The organism is Bacillus sp. B28, from assembly GCF_029536185.1.
Taxonomy (GTDB): domain Bacteria; phylum Bacillota; class Bacilli; order Bacillales; family Bacillaceae; genus Bacillus; species Bacillus halotolerans.
Genome location: NZ_CP120511.1, coordinates 101482 through 116888 on the forward strand (window position 1 = coordinate 101482; position 15407 = coordinate 116888).

Consider the following 15407-nt stretch of genomic DNA (forward strand, 5'->3'; position numbering starts at 1 on the left):
AAGATTGATTTGTCAAGAGTGCAATGAGAGACCGGCCACTTTTCACTTTACAAAGGTTGTTAACGGAGAGAAAAAAGAGGTTCACATCTGCGAACAATGTGCAAAAGAACATAGCGATTCATATGGTATAAGTGCAAGTCATGGTTTCTCTATTCATAATTTACTATCAGGTTTACTGAACATGGATTCTTCATTTCAGAATGCTGGAACTCAAATGTTCAGCCATTCCGAGCAAATATCTGCTTGTCCGAAGTGCGGAATGACATTTCAGCAATTTAGAAAAACCGGCCGATTTGGCTGTGCCGAATGTTATAAAACATTTCATAGCAACATTACACCGATCTTACGCAAAGTTCACAGCGGAAACACTGTGCATGGCGGGAAAATACCGAAACGTATAGGCGGCAATCTGCATGTCAGACGACAGATCGATATGCTGAAAAAAGAATTAGAATCTTTAATACTACAAGAAGAATTTGAAAATGCAGCCCATGTGAGAGATCAAATTCGTTCATTAGAACAGTCACTCAAAAGTACAGATAGTGAGGAGGAACAGGGGTAATGTCGCTAGAGCATTTTATTCAGGACGCATTAAGCAGTTGGATGAAGCAGAAAGGCCCTGAAAGTGACATTGTACTCAGCAGCCGCATACGTTTAGCTAGGAACTTTGAAAATATTCGGTTCCCTACGCGATATTCCAATGAAGAAGCCTCATCCATCTTACAACAGTTTGAAGAACAGTTTTCAGAACAAGAAATTCCCGGTGTCGGCAAATTCCTTTTGATCAGAATGAACGACGCACAGCCTTTAGAAAAACGGGTGCTCGTTGAAAAGCATCTCATCAGCCCTAATTTGACAGAGTCTCCTTTTGGCGGCTGTTTGCTTTCTGAAAATGAGGAAGTAAGCGTCATGTTGAATGAGGAGGACCACATTAGAATTCAGTGTCTTTTCCCAGGTTTTCAGCTTCCGCAAGCAATGAAAGCCGCAAACCAAGTTGATGACTGGATTGAGGAAAAGGTTGATTATGCATTTAGTGAGCAAAGAGGTTACTTAACCAGCTGTCCTACAAATGTAGGTACGGGCTTAAGGGCTTCAGTCATGATGCATCTTCCGGCACTGGTTTTAACTAGGCAAATAAATCGAATTATACCGGCTATTAATCAATTAGGCTTAGTTGTTAGAGGAATTTATGGGGAAGGCAGCGAAGCAGTAGGAAATATCTTTCAAATTTCAAATCAAATCACGCTTGGAAAGTCGGAGCAGGATATTGTCGATGATCTTAACAGCGTAGCTGCCCAGCTGATTGAACAGGAACGATCTGCTCGAGAAGCGCTTTACCAAACCTCTAAGATTGAGCTTGAGGATCGTGTGTATCGATCCTATGGAGTCTTGTCCAATTGCCGGATGATAGAATCGAAAGAAACTGCAAAGTGCCTTTCAGATGTTCGGCTAGGTATAGACTTAGGCATTATAAAAGGACTTTCAAGCAATATACTTAATGAACTGATGATTTTAACACAGCCGGGATTTTTACAGCAGTACTCGGGAGGCGCTTTGCGTCCGAACGAAAGAGATATACGAAGAGCGGCTCTTATCAGAGAACGGCTTCACTTAGAAATGAATGGGAATAGACAGGAGGATGAATCGATATGATGTTTGGAAGATTTACAGAACGAGCTCAAAAGGTACTGGCGCTTGCACAAGAAGAAGCACTTCGTTTAGGTCATAACAATATCGGCACTGAGCATATTTTATTAGGACTGGTGCGAGAAGGAGAGGGCATCGCTGCTAAAGCACTTCAAGCGCTTGGACTTGGTTCAGATAAAATCCAAAAAGAAGTTGAGAGCTTAATTGGGCGCGGACAGGAAATGTCTCAAACGATTCATTATACTCCGAGAGCTAAAAAAGTCATTGAGCTTTCAATGGATGAGGCCAGAAAACTCGGCCATTCTTATGTGGGAACAGAGCATATTCTTCTTGGACTTATTCGCGAAGGTGAAGGTGTGGCTGCGAGAGTGCTTAACAATCTCGGAGTCAGCTTAAATAAAGCAAGACAGCAAGTGCTTCAGCTTCTTGGAAGTAATGAAACAGGTTCATCAGCGGCTGGAACAAACAGCAATGCGAATACGCCTACACTAGATAGCCTGGCAAGGGATTTAACAGCGATTGCGAAGGAAGACAGCCTTGATCCGGTTATCGGCAGAAGCAAAGAAATTCAGCGTGTCATTGAAGTGCTGAGCCGCAGAACGAAAAACAATCCTGTTCTGATTGGAGAACCGGGCGTAGGTAAAACGGCTATCGCAGAAGGTCTTGCACAGCAAATTATCAATAATGAAGTTCCCGAAATTTTACGGGATAAACGCGTTATGACATTAGACATGGGAACAGTTGTTGCCGGTACGAAATATCGCGGTGAATTTGAGGACCGCTTGAAAAAAGTTATGGATGAAATCCGTCAGGCAGGAAACATCATTCTATTCATTGATGAGCTCCATACTTTAATTGGAGCGGGCGGAGCAGAAGGTGCAATAGATGCTTCTAACATTTTAAAGCCTTCACTTGCTCGCGGAGAACTTCAGTGCATCGGTGCGACAACTCTTGATGAGTACCGTAAATATATTGAAAAAGATGCAGCTCTGGAACGCCGTTTTCAGCCAATCCAGGTTGATCAGCCGTCTGTAGACGAAAGCATTCAAATCCTAAAAGGCTTGCGTGACCGATATGAAGCCCACCACCGCGTTTCTATCACTGACGAAGCCATTGAGGCTGCGGTTAAGCTTTCTGACAGATATATCTCTGACCGTTTCCTTCCGGATAAAGCTATTGACTTGATCGATGAAGCGGGTTCAAAGGTCAGACTGCGTTCCTTTACAACGCCTCCTAATTTAAAAGAGCTGGAACAGAAACTTGATGAAGTTCGTAAAGAGAAGGATGCTGCGGTGCAAAGCCAAGAATTTGAAAAAGCGGCTTCCTTGCGTGATACAGAACAGCGTTTGCGTGAACAAGTGGAAGATACGAAAAAATCATGGAAAGAGAAGCAGGGACAGGAAAACTCAGAGGTTTCTGTGGATGATATTGCGATGGTTGTATCCAGCTGGACCGGGGTGCCTGTATCTAAAATCGCCCAAACTGAAACCGATAAGCTTCTTAATATGGAGAGCATTCTTCATTCCCGTGTCATCGGCCAAGATGAAGCTGTTGTAGCCGTTGCTAAAGCGGTCAGACGTGCAAGAGCAGGGCTAAAAGATCCTAAACGCCCAATCGGCTCATTCATTTTCTTAGGCCCTACAGGTGTAGGTAAAACGGAGCTTGCACGGGCACTTGCTGAGTCTATCTTCGGTGATGAAGAAGCCATGATCAGAATTGATATGTCTGAATACATGGAAAAACACTCGACTTCTAGACTTGTAGGTTCACCTCCAGGGTATGTGGGATACGATGAGGGCGGCCAATTAACAGAGAAGGTAAGAAGAAAACCATACTCTGTTGTGCTTCTTGATGAGATTGAGAAAGCGCACCCTGACGTCTTCAATATCCTTCTGCAAGTTCTTGAAGACGGACGATTGACTGATTCTAAAGGTCGCACAGTCGATTTCCGCAATACCATTCTGATCATGACATCAAACGTCGGAGCAAGTGAACTGAAACGCAATAAATACGTCGGATTTAACGTTCAGGATGAGACTCAAAATCATAAAGACATGAAAGATAAAGTGATGGGTGAATTGAAACGTGCGTTCAGACCGGAATTCATCAACCGTATTGATGAAATTATCGTCTTCCATTCACTTGAGAAAAAACATCTGGCTGAAATCGTGTCATTAATGTCTGATCAATTAACGAAACGTCTTAAAGAACAGGACCTTTCTATTGAATTGACGGAAGCTGCGAAAGCAAAAGTCGCGGAAGAGGGCGTAGATCTTGAATACGGTGCCCGCCCGCTCAGAAGAGCCATTCAAAAACATGTGGAGGACCGATTATCTGAAGAGCTGCTCAGAGGTAACATTCATAAAGGGCACCATATCGTTCTTGATGTAGAAGATGGCGAATTTGTCGTAAAAACGACAGCTAAAACGAATTAATATAGAAGACGAAAATGAGGCATACAGCATGTAAGTGTATGCCTCAATTTCGTATCAAGAAATAGAACAAGGGAGAGGTCTTACACTATTTATGGCTAAAACAAAATCCAAATTCATCTGCCAATCCTGCGGCTACGAGTCTCCAAAATGGATGGGGAAATGTCCGGGCTGCGGTGCTTGGAATACAATGGTGGAAGAAATGATTAAAAAAGCACCGGCCAATCGGAGAGCGGCTTTTTCTCATTCTGTTCAAACCGTACAGAAACCTTCCCCCATAACATCAATCGAAACATCAGAAGAACCCCGGGTTAAAACACAGCTCGGCGAGTTTAACAGAGTGCTCGGCGGCGGTGTGGTGAAGGGCTCACTTGTTTTAATTGGCGGGGACCCCGGCATCGGAAAATCGACCTTATTACTGCAAGTATCCGCCCAGTTATCTGGTTCAACACGTCATGTTCTGTACATTTCAGGAGAAGAATCGGTAAAACAAACGAAATTAAGAGCAGACCGCCTGGGCATAAATAATCCCTCACTGCATGTTTTATCCGAAACCGATATGGAGTATATTTCGTCTGCTATAGAAGAGATGAATCCAGCGTTTGTGGTTGTTGACTCTATTCAAACGGTCTATCAAAGCGATATCACCTCGGCTCCCGGCAGTGTGTCACAGGTAAGAGAATGTACAGCCGAGCTGATGAAAATTGCAAAGACAAAAGGTATTCCGATATTTATTGTAGGTCACGTAACGAAAGAAGGATCCATAGCGGGGCCGAGACTGCTGGAGCATATGGTTGACACTGTTTTATATTTTGAAGGAGAACGTCACCATACTTTCCGAATCTTACGGGCTGTAAAAAACCGCTTTGGTTCTACAAACGAAATGGGTATTTTTGAAATGCGGGAAGAAGGGCTCACTGAGGTACTGAATCCTTCAGAGATCTTCTTAGAAGAGCGTTCGGCGGGATCTGCGGGGTCGAGCATAACGGCTTCTATGGAAGGTACAAGGCCGATTCTTGTTGAAATTCAGGCGCTCATCTCGCCAACAAGCTTTGGCAATCCGCGGCGCATGGCAACAGGGATAGATCATAACAGGGTGTCACTGTTAATGGCTGTGTTAGAAAAAAGAGTAGGTCTGCTGCTGCAAAACCAGGATGCATATTTGAAGGTAGCGGGCGGCGTCAAACTTGATGAACCTGCGATTGATCTTGCTATAGCGGTCAGTATCGCATCAAGCTTTAGAGACACACCTCCAAATCCTGCAGATTGCTTTATAGGAGAAGTGGGATTAACCGGAGAAGTCCGTCGGGTATCAAGGATTGAACAGCGTGTAAAAGAAGCGGCAAAGCTTGGTTTTAAACGCATGATCATACCTGCGGCAAATCTGGATGGATGGACGAAACCAAAAGGGATTGAGGTCATCGGAGTAGCAAATGTTGCAGAGGCACTTCGTACTTCATTAGGAGGATAATAGATGGAAAAAGAGAAAAAAGGGGCGAAACATGAGTTAGACCTGTCTTCTATTTTGCAGTTTGTTGCTCCTGGAACACCGCTCAGAGCGGGGATAGAAAATGTACTGAGAGCAAATACAGGCGGTCTGATTGTTGTTGGATATAATGATAAAGTAAAAGAAGTGGTGGATGGCGGTTTCCACATTAACACTGCTTTTTCTCCGGCGCATTTATATGAACTGGCTAAAATGGATGGTGCGATTATTTTAAGTGATTCTGGTCAAAAGATCCTATATGCCAATACACAATTGATGCCAGAAGCCACAATTTCTTCGTCAGAAACAGGAATGCGGCACCGCACCGCCGAAAGAGTAGCTAAGCAAACCGGCTGTCTCGTTATCGCAATTTCTGAGAGAAGAAATGTCATAACGTTATATCAGGAAAGTATGAAGTATACACTAAAAGACATAGGGTTTATTTTAACAAAAGCGAACCAAGCCATTCAAACTCTAGAAAAATATAAAACAATTCTGGACAAAACGATTAATGCACTAAACGCATTGGAGTTTGAGGAACTCGTTACATTCAGCGATGTTCTGTCTGTGATGCACCGTTATGAAATGGTGCTGCGAATCAAAAATGAAATCAACATGTATATCAGGGAACTGGGAACAGAAGGTCATTTGATTAAGCTGCAGGTCATCGAACTGATTACTGATATGGAAGAAGAGGCTGCTTTATTTATTAAGGATTATGTGAAAGAAAAGATTAAAGATCCATTTGTCCTTTTAAAAGAGCTGCAGGATATGTCCAGCTACGATTTGCTTGATGATTCCATTGTTTATAAGCTGCTTGGTTATCCGGCTTCTACAAATCTTGATGACTATGTTCTGCCTAGAGGATACAGGCTGCTAAATAAGATTCCGCGCCTTCCGATGCCGATTGTGGAGAATGTGGTGGAGGCATTTGGCGTCCTGCCGAGAATTATTGAGGCCAGTGCAGAAGAATTAGATGAAGTAGAGGGTATCGGTGAAGTACGAGCCCAAAAAATCAAAAAGGGCTTAAAACGCCTTCAAGAGAAGCATTATTTAGACAGGCAGCTATGATTTTCGATTAAAACCATATCTTTACGGGTATATTATTGTTGGTTTTTGTTTATTCTGATATTCGTAGGTTGCGTAAAATCTTGTGAAATACAACAAATTTCTTTAAAGGAGGTGGGGGTATGTTAAAACGAATAGTTCAGGCGTTCTTCATTATCTTCGGCGGCGTTGTTGGTATATTTTTAATACCTGAATTGTTTGTACTGTTAAGTTTACAGGACATACCTTTAATAACAAACGCATATACGTCTGCGGCAATAGGTGCAATTATCTTTTTTCTCATCAGTATATGGGGTACAGATTACGTTGTGAACTGGGTGAAGTGGATAGAGGATTCATTATTAAAAGCGCCGGTTCCAGATTTGTTATTTGGAAGTCTTGGCTTAGTATTTGGACTTATAATTGCTTATCTTATCGTAAACGTTATTCCTTTAGACAATATACCTTACCGCATACTCAGCACAATCATCCCTGTGTTTTTAGCTTTCTTTCTCGGTTATCTTGGCTTTCAGGTGGGCTTTAAGAAAAAGGATGAATTGATCAGCCTATTCTCCATTTCCGCCAGAATGCAAAAGAAAAAAGGAACAGCCGATGAAGAGCACGAGGTCCAAGACAAAAAGCTGAAAATCCTGGACACAAGTGTTATTATTGATGGGAGAATTGCGGATATTTGCCAGACTGGTTTTTTAGAGGGAATTATCGTGATTCCGCAGTTTGTCCTTGAGGAATTGCAGCATATCGCTGACTCCTCAGATGTGTTAAAACGCAACAGAGGGCGCCGCGGTCTTGATATCCTGAACCGCATTCAGAAAGAATTAGATATTAAAGTTGAAATTTATGAAGGTGACTTTGAAGATATTCAGGAGGTTGACAGCAAGCTGGTCAAACTCGCTAAACTGACATCCGGAGTCGTTGTGACGAATGATTTTAATTTAAATAAAGTGTGCGAGCTTCAGAAGGTAGCAGTGTTAAACATTAATGACCTTGCCAACGCGGTCAAGCCTGTTGTGCTTCCGGGTGAGGAAATGAATGTTCAGGTCATTAAAGACGGCAAAGAGCATAATCAGGGAGTCGCTTACTTGGATGACGGCACTATGATTGTCGTTGAAGAAGGACGGAATTATATCGGAAAACACATTGATGTTCTCGTCACAAGCGTGCTGCAGACAGCAGCGGGACGAATGATTTTTGCCAAGCCTAAGCTGTTGGAGAAGGCGCTGTAAAGGGAGAAAGAACAATGAATTATGATGTGGTAATTCTTGCGGCCGGACAGGGGAAACGGATGAAGGCAGGGAGAAATAAACTGTTTATCGAGCTGAAAGGAGACCCGGTGATCATTCACACTTTACGGGTGTTTGACAGCCATCGTCCGTGCGGCAGAATCATTTTGGTGATTAACGAGCGCGAACGGGACGACTTTCAGCAATTGCTGAATCAATATCCGTTTCAAACCGCTATCGAGCTTGTAGCAGGCGGAGATGAACGCCAGCACAGTGTTTATAAAGGGCTCAAAGCCGTTAAACAAGAAAAGATTGTCCTCGTTCACGACGGCGCTCGCCCTTTTATAAAGCATGACCAGATTGACGAACTGATTGCTGAAGCGGAGCAGATCGGAGCGGCCATCCTGGCTGTTCCGGTAAAAGATACGATTAAACGCGTTCAAGATTTAGAAGTCAGTGAGACGATTGAACGTTCAAGCTTGTGGGCTGTCCAAACGCCACAAGCTTTTCGTCTTTCTTTATTGATGGAGGCTCACGCTGAGGCAGAGCGCAGAGGGTTTTTAGGAACGGATGACGCCAGTCTCGTCGAACAGCTTGAGGGCCGTTCGGTTCGTGTTGTAGAAGGTAACTATACAAATATTAAGCTGACGACTCCTGATGATTTAACGTCAGCTGAAGCTATCATGGAAGCAGAAAGTGGGAATAATCATGTTTAGAATCGGACAAGGTTTTGATGTGCACCAATTAGTAGAGGGCCGGCCTCTCATTATCGGCGGAGTAGAAATCCCGTATGAAAAAGGATTGCTCGGACATTCTGACGCGGATGTATTATTGCACACCGTTGCTGACGCATGCCTCGGAGCTGTCGGGGAGGGCGACATCGGCAAGCATTTCCCTGATACAGATCCGGAGTTCAAGGATGCTGATTCGTTTAAATTACTTCAGCATGTCTGGGGGATTGTGAAACAGAAAGGGTATGTACTTGGAAATATTGACTGTACGATCATTGCACAGAAGCCGAAGATGGCGCCGTACATAGAAGGCATGAGAAAAAGAATCGCCGAAGGGCTTGAGGCAGAGGTTTCCCAAGTGAATGTTAAAGCGACCACAACCGAAAAGCTTGGATTTACAGGAAGGGCGGAAGGAATAGCCGCTCAAGCCACAGTGCTGATACAAAAAGGCTAACTTGTTTTGATGCCCGGTCTATTTGGTGGTAGAATAGATGCATACATTTAGCCTGAGGCCATACATGAGATGAAAGGAAGTATATGAAATGGGAAACGAAGTACGCGTCCGTTATGCACCGAGTCCAACAGGACATTTGCATATTGGAAATGCCAGAACGGCGCTTTTTAATTATTTATTTGCCCGCAACCAAGGCGGCAAGTTTATTATCCGTGTTGAGGACACTGATAAAAAACGCAACATTGAGGGCGGAGAACAAAGCCAGCTCAACTATTTAAAATGGCTTGGCATCGACTGGGATGAGAGTGTGGATGTCGGCGGAGAGTACGGCCCATACCGTCAGTCAGAGCGTAACGATATCTATAAGGTTTACTATGAAGAGCTGCTTGAAAAAGGGCTTGCTTATAAATGTTTCTGTACGGAAGAAGAACTTGAAAAAGAACGTGAAGAGCAGATTGCCCGCGGAGAGATGCCGCGTTATTCCGGAAAGCACAGAGATCTGACTCAGGAAGAACAGGAAAAATTCCTTGCAGAGGGCAGAAAGCCGAGTATTCGTTTCCGTGTCCCTGAAGGAAAAATCATTGCGTTTAATGATATTGTAAAAGGTGAAATTTCTTTCGAATCTGATGGCATCGGCGACTTTGTTATTGTGAAAAAAGACGGAACGCCGACTTATAACTTTGCAGTAGCTGTGGATGACTATCTAATGAAAATGACGCACGTGCTGCGCGGTGAGGACCATATTTCGAATACACCAAAACAGATCATGATCTTTCAAGCGTTCGGCTGGGATATCCCTCAGTTCGGCCACATGACGCTGATTGTAAACGAAAGCCGTAAAAAGCTCAGCAAACGTGATGAATCAATTATTCAATTCATTGAGCAATATAAAGAGCTTGGCTACTTGCCGGAGGCGCTGTTCAACTTTATCGGCCTGCTGGGCTGGTCGCCGGTGGGAGAAGAAGAGCTTTTCACAAAAGAAGAGTTTATTGAAATTTTTGATGTAAATCGTTTATCTAAATCACCAGCTTTGTTTGATATGCATAAGCTGAAATGGGTCAACAACCAATATGTGAAAAAATTGGATCTTGATCAGGTTGTTGAGCTTACGCTTCCGCATCTTCAAAAAGCCGGAAAAGTTGGCAATGAGCTTTCTCCTGAAGAACAAGAATGGGTTCGCAAACTGATTTCTCTATATCATGAACAATTGAGCTACGGTGCGGAAATTGTTGAGCTGACTGATTTGTTCTTTACGGATGAGATCGAGTATAATCAAGAAGCAAAAGCTGTTTTAGAAGAAGAACAGGTGCCTGAAGTGCTCAGCACATTCGCTGCGAAGCTTGAAGAGCTGGAGGAGTTCACTCCGGACCAGATCAAAGCTTCTATCAAAGCAGTGCAGAAAGAAACAGGTCATAAAGGGAAAAAACTGTTTATGCCGATCCGTGTTGCTGTAACAGGCCAAACTCACGGTCCTGAGCTTCCGCAATCAATTGAACTGATTGGAAAAGAATCTGCAATTCAGCGGTTGAAAAATATCTAAATAGATGATTGTTGACAGGGAAGAGTATAAAGCTTTAGACCAATACAGAAAGGATCTTCATTGGCTGAGAGAGATCCAGGAGTCGGGTTTTAGAAGTGCGCCCTTAAGACCTTTGAAGAACGTTTTTCGAAACCAGTATTCAAAGGCGGCCGCCGCCGTTACAGGCTGAAGTTGGGAGAGCAGGAGTCTGCTTTTCAAACAGAGTGGAACCGCGCGGTCAAAGCGTCTCTGTCATGTTTACATGCAGAGGCGCTTTTTTTATTGGGTTTAGAGGAAATAGATAGATGATAGCGGGTAGAATGGGGGGAAGCATGTGTTTTTTAAAATGCTCAAAGAAGACATTGATACGGTGTTCGATCAAGATCCTGCAGCACGAGGTTATTTTGAAGTGATTTTAACTTATTCCGGTTTACATGCTATATGGGCGCATCGGATTGCACATGCTTTATATAAACGAAAATTTTATTTCCTTGCACGCCTTATATCTCAGGTGAGCCGATTTTTTACAGGAATTGAAATCCATCCAGGGGCTACGATCGGAAGAAGATTTTTCATAGACCATGGGATGGGGGTTGTCATTGGGGAGACATGTGAAATCGGCAATAACGTAACCGTTTTTCAGGGGGTTACCCTCGGAGGAACGGGGAAAGAAAGGGGCAAAAGGCATCCGACAATTAAAGATGACGCATTGATAGCGACAGGTGCTAAAGTGCTCGGTTCAATAACTGTCGGTGAAGGCTCTAAAATAGGGGCTGGTTCAGTTGTGCTGCACGATGTTCCGGACTACTCTACAGTTGTCGGCATCCCGGGAAGGGTTGTTGTGCAAAACGGCAAGAAAATCAAACGGGATTTAAACCATCAGGATTTACCCGATCCGGTTGCTGACCGGTTTAAGTCTTTGGAACAGCAGATTTTAGAGCTGAAGACGGAACTTGAAGACAGAAAAGAAAGGATTAATCAAAAATGACAATCACTCTTTATAATACATTGACTAGACAGAAGGAAACGTTTGTTCCTCTTGAAGAGGGAAAAGTGAAAATGTACGTGTGCGGACCGACGGTTTACAATTATATTCATATTGGAAATGCCCGTCCGGCCATCGTTTATGACACGGTTCGAAACTATTTGGAGTATAAAGGCTACGATGTCCAATATGTCTCTAACTTCACAGATGTAGATGATAAATTAATTAAAGCGGCAAATGAACTTGGTGAAGATGTTCCGACCATTTCTGAGCGTTTTATTAAGGCATACTTTGAAGATGTGGGCGCTCTTGGCTGCAGAAAAGCGGACCTTCATCCGCGCGTCATGGAAAACATGGACGCGATTATTGATTTCATAAATCAGCTGGTAAAAAAGGGCTATGCTTATGAATCTGAAGGTGACGTTTATTTCAAAACAAGAGCATTTGAGGGATACGGAAAGCTCTCGCAGCAATCGATTGATGAATTGAGATCTGGCGCGCGCATCCGAGTTGGCGAGAAAAAAGAAGATGCTCTTGATTTCGCTCTGTGGAAAGCGGCTAAAGAAGGAGAAATCTCTTGGGATAGCCCTTGGGGGAAAGGACGTCCGGGCTGGCACATCGAATGCTCTGCGATGGTGAAAAAGTACTTAGGTGATCAAATTGATATCCATGCAGGCGGCCAGGATTTAACATTCCCTCACCATGAAAATGAAATTGCTCAATCAGAAGCGCTGACTGGCAAAACATTTGCGAAATACTGGCTTCATAACGGCTATATCAATATCGATAATGAAAAAATGTCAAAATCACTCGGCAACTTTGTGCTTGTGCATGACATTATTAAACAGCATGATCCGCAGCTGCTCAGATTCTTTATGCTGTCTGTTCACTATCGTCACCCAATTAACTATTCAGAAGAGCTTCTGGAGAACACAAAGAGCGCGTTTAACCGGTTGAAAACAGCGTACAGCAACCTTCAGCACCGTTTAAACAGCAGCACGAATTTAACAGAAGATGATGATAAATGGCTTGCAAAGATTGAAGAACATCGAACAGCATTTGAAGAAGCAATGGATGATGATTTTAATACAGCGAATGCCATTTCTGTTTTATTCGATTTGGCGAAGAATGCGAACTATTATCTTCAGGAAGATCATACGGCAGATCACGTTATTACAGCGTTTATTGACATGTTTGACCGAATTGTTTCTGTCCTCGGTTTCTCACTGGGTGAGCAGGAGCTTCTGGATCAAGAGATTGAAGATTTGATTGAAAAAAGAAATGAAGCGCGCCGCAATCGTGATTTTGCTCTGTCTGATCAGATCCGCGACCAGCTGAAAAGCATGGATATCATTCTTGAAGATACGGCTCAAGGCACTCGCTGGAAACGAGGAGAATAACGGATGCTTGATTTTGAAACGATAAAAGATTCAAAGCAGCTTAACGGCCTTGCGCTTGCTTATATAGGTGATGCCATTTTTGAAGTTTATGTGAGGCATCACCTGCTTAAGCAGGGATTTACCAAACCAAATGATCTTCACAAGAAATCAAGCCGGATCGTATCGGCAAAGTCACAGGCTGAGATCCTTTTCTTTCTGCGGAATCAATCATTTTTCACGGAAGAAGAGGAAGCGGTGCTGAAAAGAGGCAGAAATGCCAAGTCGGGAACGATACCTAAAAATACAGATGTGCAGACGTACCGCTACAGTACAGCATTTGAAGCACTGCTGGGCTATCTTTTTCTTGAGAAAAAAGAAGAAAGACTGAATCAGCTTGTTGCTGAAGCTATACAATTCGGAACGGTCAGGGAGGAAAACAAATGAGTCAGCAACATGATTACGTCATAGGAAAAAATGCAGTGATCGAGACGTTAAAATCAGATCGCAAGCTGTATAAGCTGTGGATGGCGGAAAACACCGTAAAGGGACAAGCACAGCAGGTGATTGAGCTCGCGAAAAAGCAGGGCATCACCATTCAATACGTCCCTAGAAAAAAACTCGACCAAATGGTGACGGGGCAGCACCAAGGTGTAGTGGCGCAGGTCGCAGCGTATGAGTACGCGGAACTGGACGACTTATATAAAGCGGCAGAGGAAAGAAATGAACAGCCTTTCTTTCTCATTCTGGACGAGCTTGAGGACCCTCATAATCTCGGTTCAATTATGAGAACAGCTGATGCAGTCGGCGCCCATGGCATTGTAATTCCAAAACGCAGAGCTGTCGGTCTGACAACTACAGTGGCAAAGGCTTCAACAGGCGCAATTGAGCATATTCCAGTGGCGAAGGTCACCAATTTGGCGAGAACGCTAGAGGAAATGAAAGAGCGGGGAATCTGGGTTGTCGGAACGGATGCATCCGCGCGGGAGGATTACCGCACAATGGACGGCAGCATGCCTTTGGCTCTCGTCATCGGAAGTGAAGGAAAAGGAATGGGACGCCTGATTAAAGAAAAATGTGATTTTCTTATTAAACTCCCGATGGCAGGTAAAGTTACTTCACTCAATGCATCTGTAGCGGCGGGGCTTTTGATGTATGAAGTCTACCGGAAGCGAAACCCTCTGGGAGAATAATGATCAATGGATATCCTGTTAGTAGACGGATACAACATGATTGGAGCCTGGCCGCAGCTGAAGGATTTAAAAGCGAACAGTTTTGAAGAGGCGAGAGACGTACTGATTCAGAAAATGGCGGAATATCAATCGTATACAGGAAACAGGGTTATTGTCGTATTTGACGCGCATCTTGTGAAGGGAATTGAGAAAAAACAGACCAACCACAGAGTTGAAGTGATTTTCACTAAAGAAAATGAGACTGCGGATGAGCGGATAGAAAAGCTGGCACAGGATCTGAATAACATTGCGACTCAAATTCACGTTGCGACCTCTGACTACACTGAGCAGTGGGCGATTTTCGGACAGGGGGCATTGCGAAAATCGGCCCGGGAGCTCTTGAGAGAGGTAGAAGCGATAGAAAGGCGAATCGAAAGGCGGGTAAGAAAGATCACTTCTGAAAAGCCAGCGGGTAAAATTGCTTTATCGGAAGAGGTTTTGAAAACGTTTGAAAAATGGCGGAGGGGCGACTTAGATTAAGTTGACGCTTTTTTGTCCAGTAATGTATAATATTTCTATCTACGTGCGCCGGGGGGATCGGAGTGAATCTACAGAACAACAAGGGAAAATTCAACAAAGAGCAGTTTTGCCAGTTGGAGGACGAGCAGGTCATTGAAAAGGTTCATGTTGGGGACAGTGATGCGTTAGATTACTTGATTACGAAGTACCGAAACTTTGTTCGTGCAAAAGCAAGATCCTATTTTTTAATAGGTGCGGACAGAGAAGATATTGTTCAGGAAGGAATGATAGGCCTCTATAAGTCTATTCGTGACTTCAAAGAGGACAAGCTTACCTCTTTCAAAGCTTTCGCAGAATTATGTATTACCCGCCAAATTATTACCGCAATAAAGACAGCTACTCGCCAGAAACACATTCCTTTGAATTCCTACGTCTCATTAGATAAACCGATTTTTGATGAAGAATCAGATCGAACGCTGCTTGATGTCATTTCGGGAGCGAAAACGTTAAACCCAGAAGAAATGATTATCAATCAGGAAGAATTTGATGATATTGAAATGAAAATGGGAGAACTTTTAAGTGATTTAGAGAGAAAAGTACTTGTATTATATCTAGACGGAAGAAGCTACCAAGAGATTTCAGATGAGCTGAACCGCCATGTCAAATCGATCGATAACGCCCTTCAGCGAGTCAAACGCAAGCTGGAGAAGTACCTGGAAATTCGCGAGATCAGTTTGTAATAGGGATTTATGGTATATTGACAGTATTTTTCTGACTATGATATGTTACTTAAGATAA

General features: G+C 43.5%; 14 protein-coding genes, 1 pseudogene and 1 other annotated feature. All 15 genes and pseudogenes read left to right on the forward strand.

The window, feature by feature from the left end:
• The first annotated feature begins 4 nt into the window (after positions 1 to 4).
• The 15 genes and pseudogenes from mcsA to sigH all read left to right on the forward strand — a co-directional run bounded on the left by mcsA (position 5) and on the right by sigH (position 15349).
• Entirely contained in the window at positions 5 to 562 is a 558-nt protein-coding gene (gene mcsA, locus P3L57_RS00565) for a protein-arginine kinase activator protein McsA (protein WP_059352657.1), read from the forward strand.
• Positions 562 to 1653 carry a protein-arginine kinase McsB gene (gene mcsB, locus P3L57_RS00570; protein WP_044153449.1) on the forward strand — a complete coding sequence of 364 codons (1092 nt, stop codon included), beginning with the start codon at positions 562 to 564 and terminating at the stop codon, positions 1651 to 1653. The genes mcsA and mcsB overlap by 1 nt, the downstream gene beginning before the upstream one ends.
• Positions 1650 to 4082 (forward strand): ATP-dependent protease ATP-binding subunit ClpC, encoded by a 2433-nt coding sequence (gene clpC, locus P3L57_RS00575; RefSeq protein WP_010332750.1) that lies wholly within the window; start codon positions 1650 to 1652, stop codon positions 4080 to 4082. Before mcsB ends, clpC begins: the two co-directional genes overlap by 4 nt.
• 91 nt (positions 4083 to 4173) lie before the next feature.
• A complete protein-coding gene (gene radA / locus P3L57_RS00580; protein WP_044153447.1) occupies positions 4174 to 5550 on the forward strand; it encodes a DNA repair protein RadA in 1377 nt (458 codons plus the stop codon).
• 3 nt (positions 5551 to 5553) lie between these two features.
• A complete protein-coding gene (gene disA, locus P3L57_RS00585; protein WP_003242042.1) occupies positions 5554 to 6636 on the forward strand; it encodes a DNA integrity scanning diadenylate cyclase DisA in 1083 nt (360 codons plus the stop codon).
• 119 nt (positions 6637 to 6755) lie between these two features.
• Positions 6756 to 7856, forward strand: a complete 1101-nt coding sequence (locus P3L57_RS00590; protein ID WP_059291688.1) for a PIN/TRAM domain-containing protein — start codon at positions 6756 to 6758, stop codon at positions 7854 to 7856.
• 14 nt (positions 7857 to 7870) lie between these two features.
• A complete protein-coding gene (gene ispD / locus P3L57_RS00595) occupies positions 7871 to 8569 on the forward strand; it encodes a 2-C-methyl-D-erythritol 4-phosphate cytidylyltransferase (RefSeq protein ID WP_059336719.1) in 699 nt (232 codons plus the stop codon).
• On the forward strand, positions 8562 to 9038 hold the full coding sequence (gene ispF / locus P3L57_RS00600) for a 2-C-methyl-D-erythritol 2,4-cyclodiphosphate synthase (RefSeq protein WP_059291690.1): 477 nt from the start codon (positions 8562 to 8564) through the stop codon (positions 9036 to 9038). The genes ispD and ispF overlap by 8 nt, the downstream gene beginning before the upstream one ends.
• An 88-nt stretch (positions 9039 to 9126) precedes the next feature.
• Positions 9127 to 10578 (forward strand): glutamate--tRNA ligase, encoded by a 1452-nt coding sequence (gene gltX, locus P3L57_RS00605; RefSeq protein ID WP_044153440.1) that lies wholly within the window; start codon positions 9127 to 9129, stop codon positions 10576 to 10578.
• Between the two features lie 2 nt (positions 10579 to 10580).
• Positions 10581 to 10811 (forward strand) — a binding site (T-box leader).
• An 80-nt stretch (positions 10812 to 10891) separates the two neighbouring features.
• Positions 10892 to 11545 carry a serine O-acetyltransferase gene (cysE, locus tag P3L57_RS00610; protein WP_044153438.1) on the forward strand — a complete coding sequence of 218 codons (654 nt, stop codon included), beginning with the start codon at positions 10892 to 10894 and terminating at the stop codon, positions 11543 to 11545.
• A complete protein-coding gene (gene cysS / locus P3L57_RS00615; RefSeq protein WP_044153436.1) occupies positions 11542 to 12942 on the forward strand; it encodes a cysteine--tRNA ligase in 1401 nt (466 codons plus the stop codon). Before cysE ends, cysS begins: the two co-directional genes overlap by 4 nt.
• A gap of 3 nt (positions 12943 to 12945) precedes the next feature.
• Positions 12946 to 13378, forward strand: a pseudogene (locus P3L57_RS00620) (mini-ribonuclease 3).
• Positions 13362 to 14111, forward strand: coding sequence for a 23S rRNA (guanosine(2251)-2'-O)-methyltransferase RlmB (rlmB, locus tag P3L57_RS00625; RefSeq protein WP_059336713.1), 750 nt, complete (start codon positions 13362 to 13364; stop codon positions 14109 to 14111). Before P3L57_RS00620 ends, rlmB begins: the two are co-directional and overlap by 17 nt.
• Positions 14112 to 14117: 6 nt before the next feature.
• Entirely contained in the window at positions 14118 to 14630 is a 513-nt protein-coding gene (gene rae1 / locus P3L57_RS00630) for a ribosome-dependent mRNA decay endonuclease Rae1/YacP (RefSeq protein ID WP_044153431.1), read from the forward strand.
• A gap of 62 nt (positions 14631 to 14692) precedes the next feature.
• Positions 14693 to 15349 (forward strand): RNA polymerase sporulation sigma factor SigH, encoded by a 657-nt coding sequence (gene sigH, locus P3L57_RS00635; protein WP_003225758.1) that lies wholly within the window; start codon positions 14693 to 14695, stop codon positions 15347 to 15349.
• Positions 15350 to 15407: the final 58 nt, after the last annotated feature.

Coding starts and splice junctions, on each gene's coding strand:
- mcsB (WP_044153449.1), top strand. CDS start 562: ATGTCGCTAGAGCATTTTATTCAGGACGCATTAAGCAGTTGGATGAAG.
- clpC (WP_010332750.1), top strand. CDS start 1,650: ATGATGTTTGGAAGATTTACAGAACGAGCTCAAAAGGTACTGGCGCTT.
- radA (WP_044153447.1), top strand. CDS start 4,174: ATGGCTAAAACAAAATCCAAATTCATCTGCCAATCCTGCGGCTACGAG.
- disA (WP_003242042.1), top strand. CDS start 5,554: ATGGAAAAAGAGAAAAAAGGGGCGAAACATGAGTTAGACCTGTCTTCT.
- P3L57_RS00590 (WP_059291688.1), top strand. CDS start 6,756: ATGTTAAAACGAATAGTTCAGGCGTTCTTCATTATCTTCGGCGGCGTT.
- ispD (WP_059336719.1), top strand. CDS start 7,871: ATGAATTATGATGTGGTAATTCTTGCGGCCGGACAGGGGAAACGGATG.
- ispF (WP_059291690.1), top strand. CDS start 8,562: ATGTTTAGAATCGGACAAGGTTTTGATGTGCACCAATTAGTAGAGGGC.
- gltX (WP_044153440.1), top strand. CDS start 9,127: ATGGGAAACGAAGTACGCGTCCGTTATGCACCGAGTCCAACAGGACAT.
- cysS (WP_044153436.1), top strand. CDS start 11,542: ATGACAATCACTCTTTATAATACATTGACTAGACAGAAGGAAACGTTT.
- rlmB (WP_059336713.1), top strand. CDS start 13,362: ATGAGTCAGCAACATGATTACGTCATAGGAAAAAATGCAGTGATCGAG.
- rae1 (WP_044153431.1), top strand. CDS start 14,118: ATGGATATCCTGTTAGTAGACGGATACAACATGATTGGAGCCTGGCCG.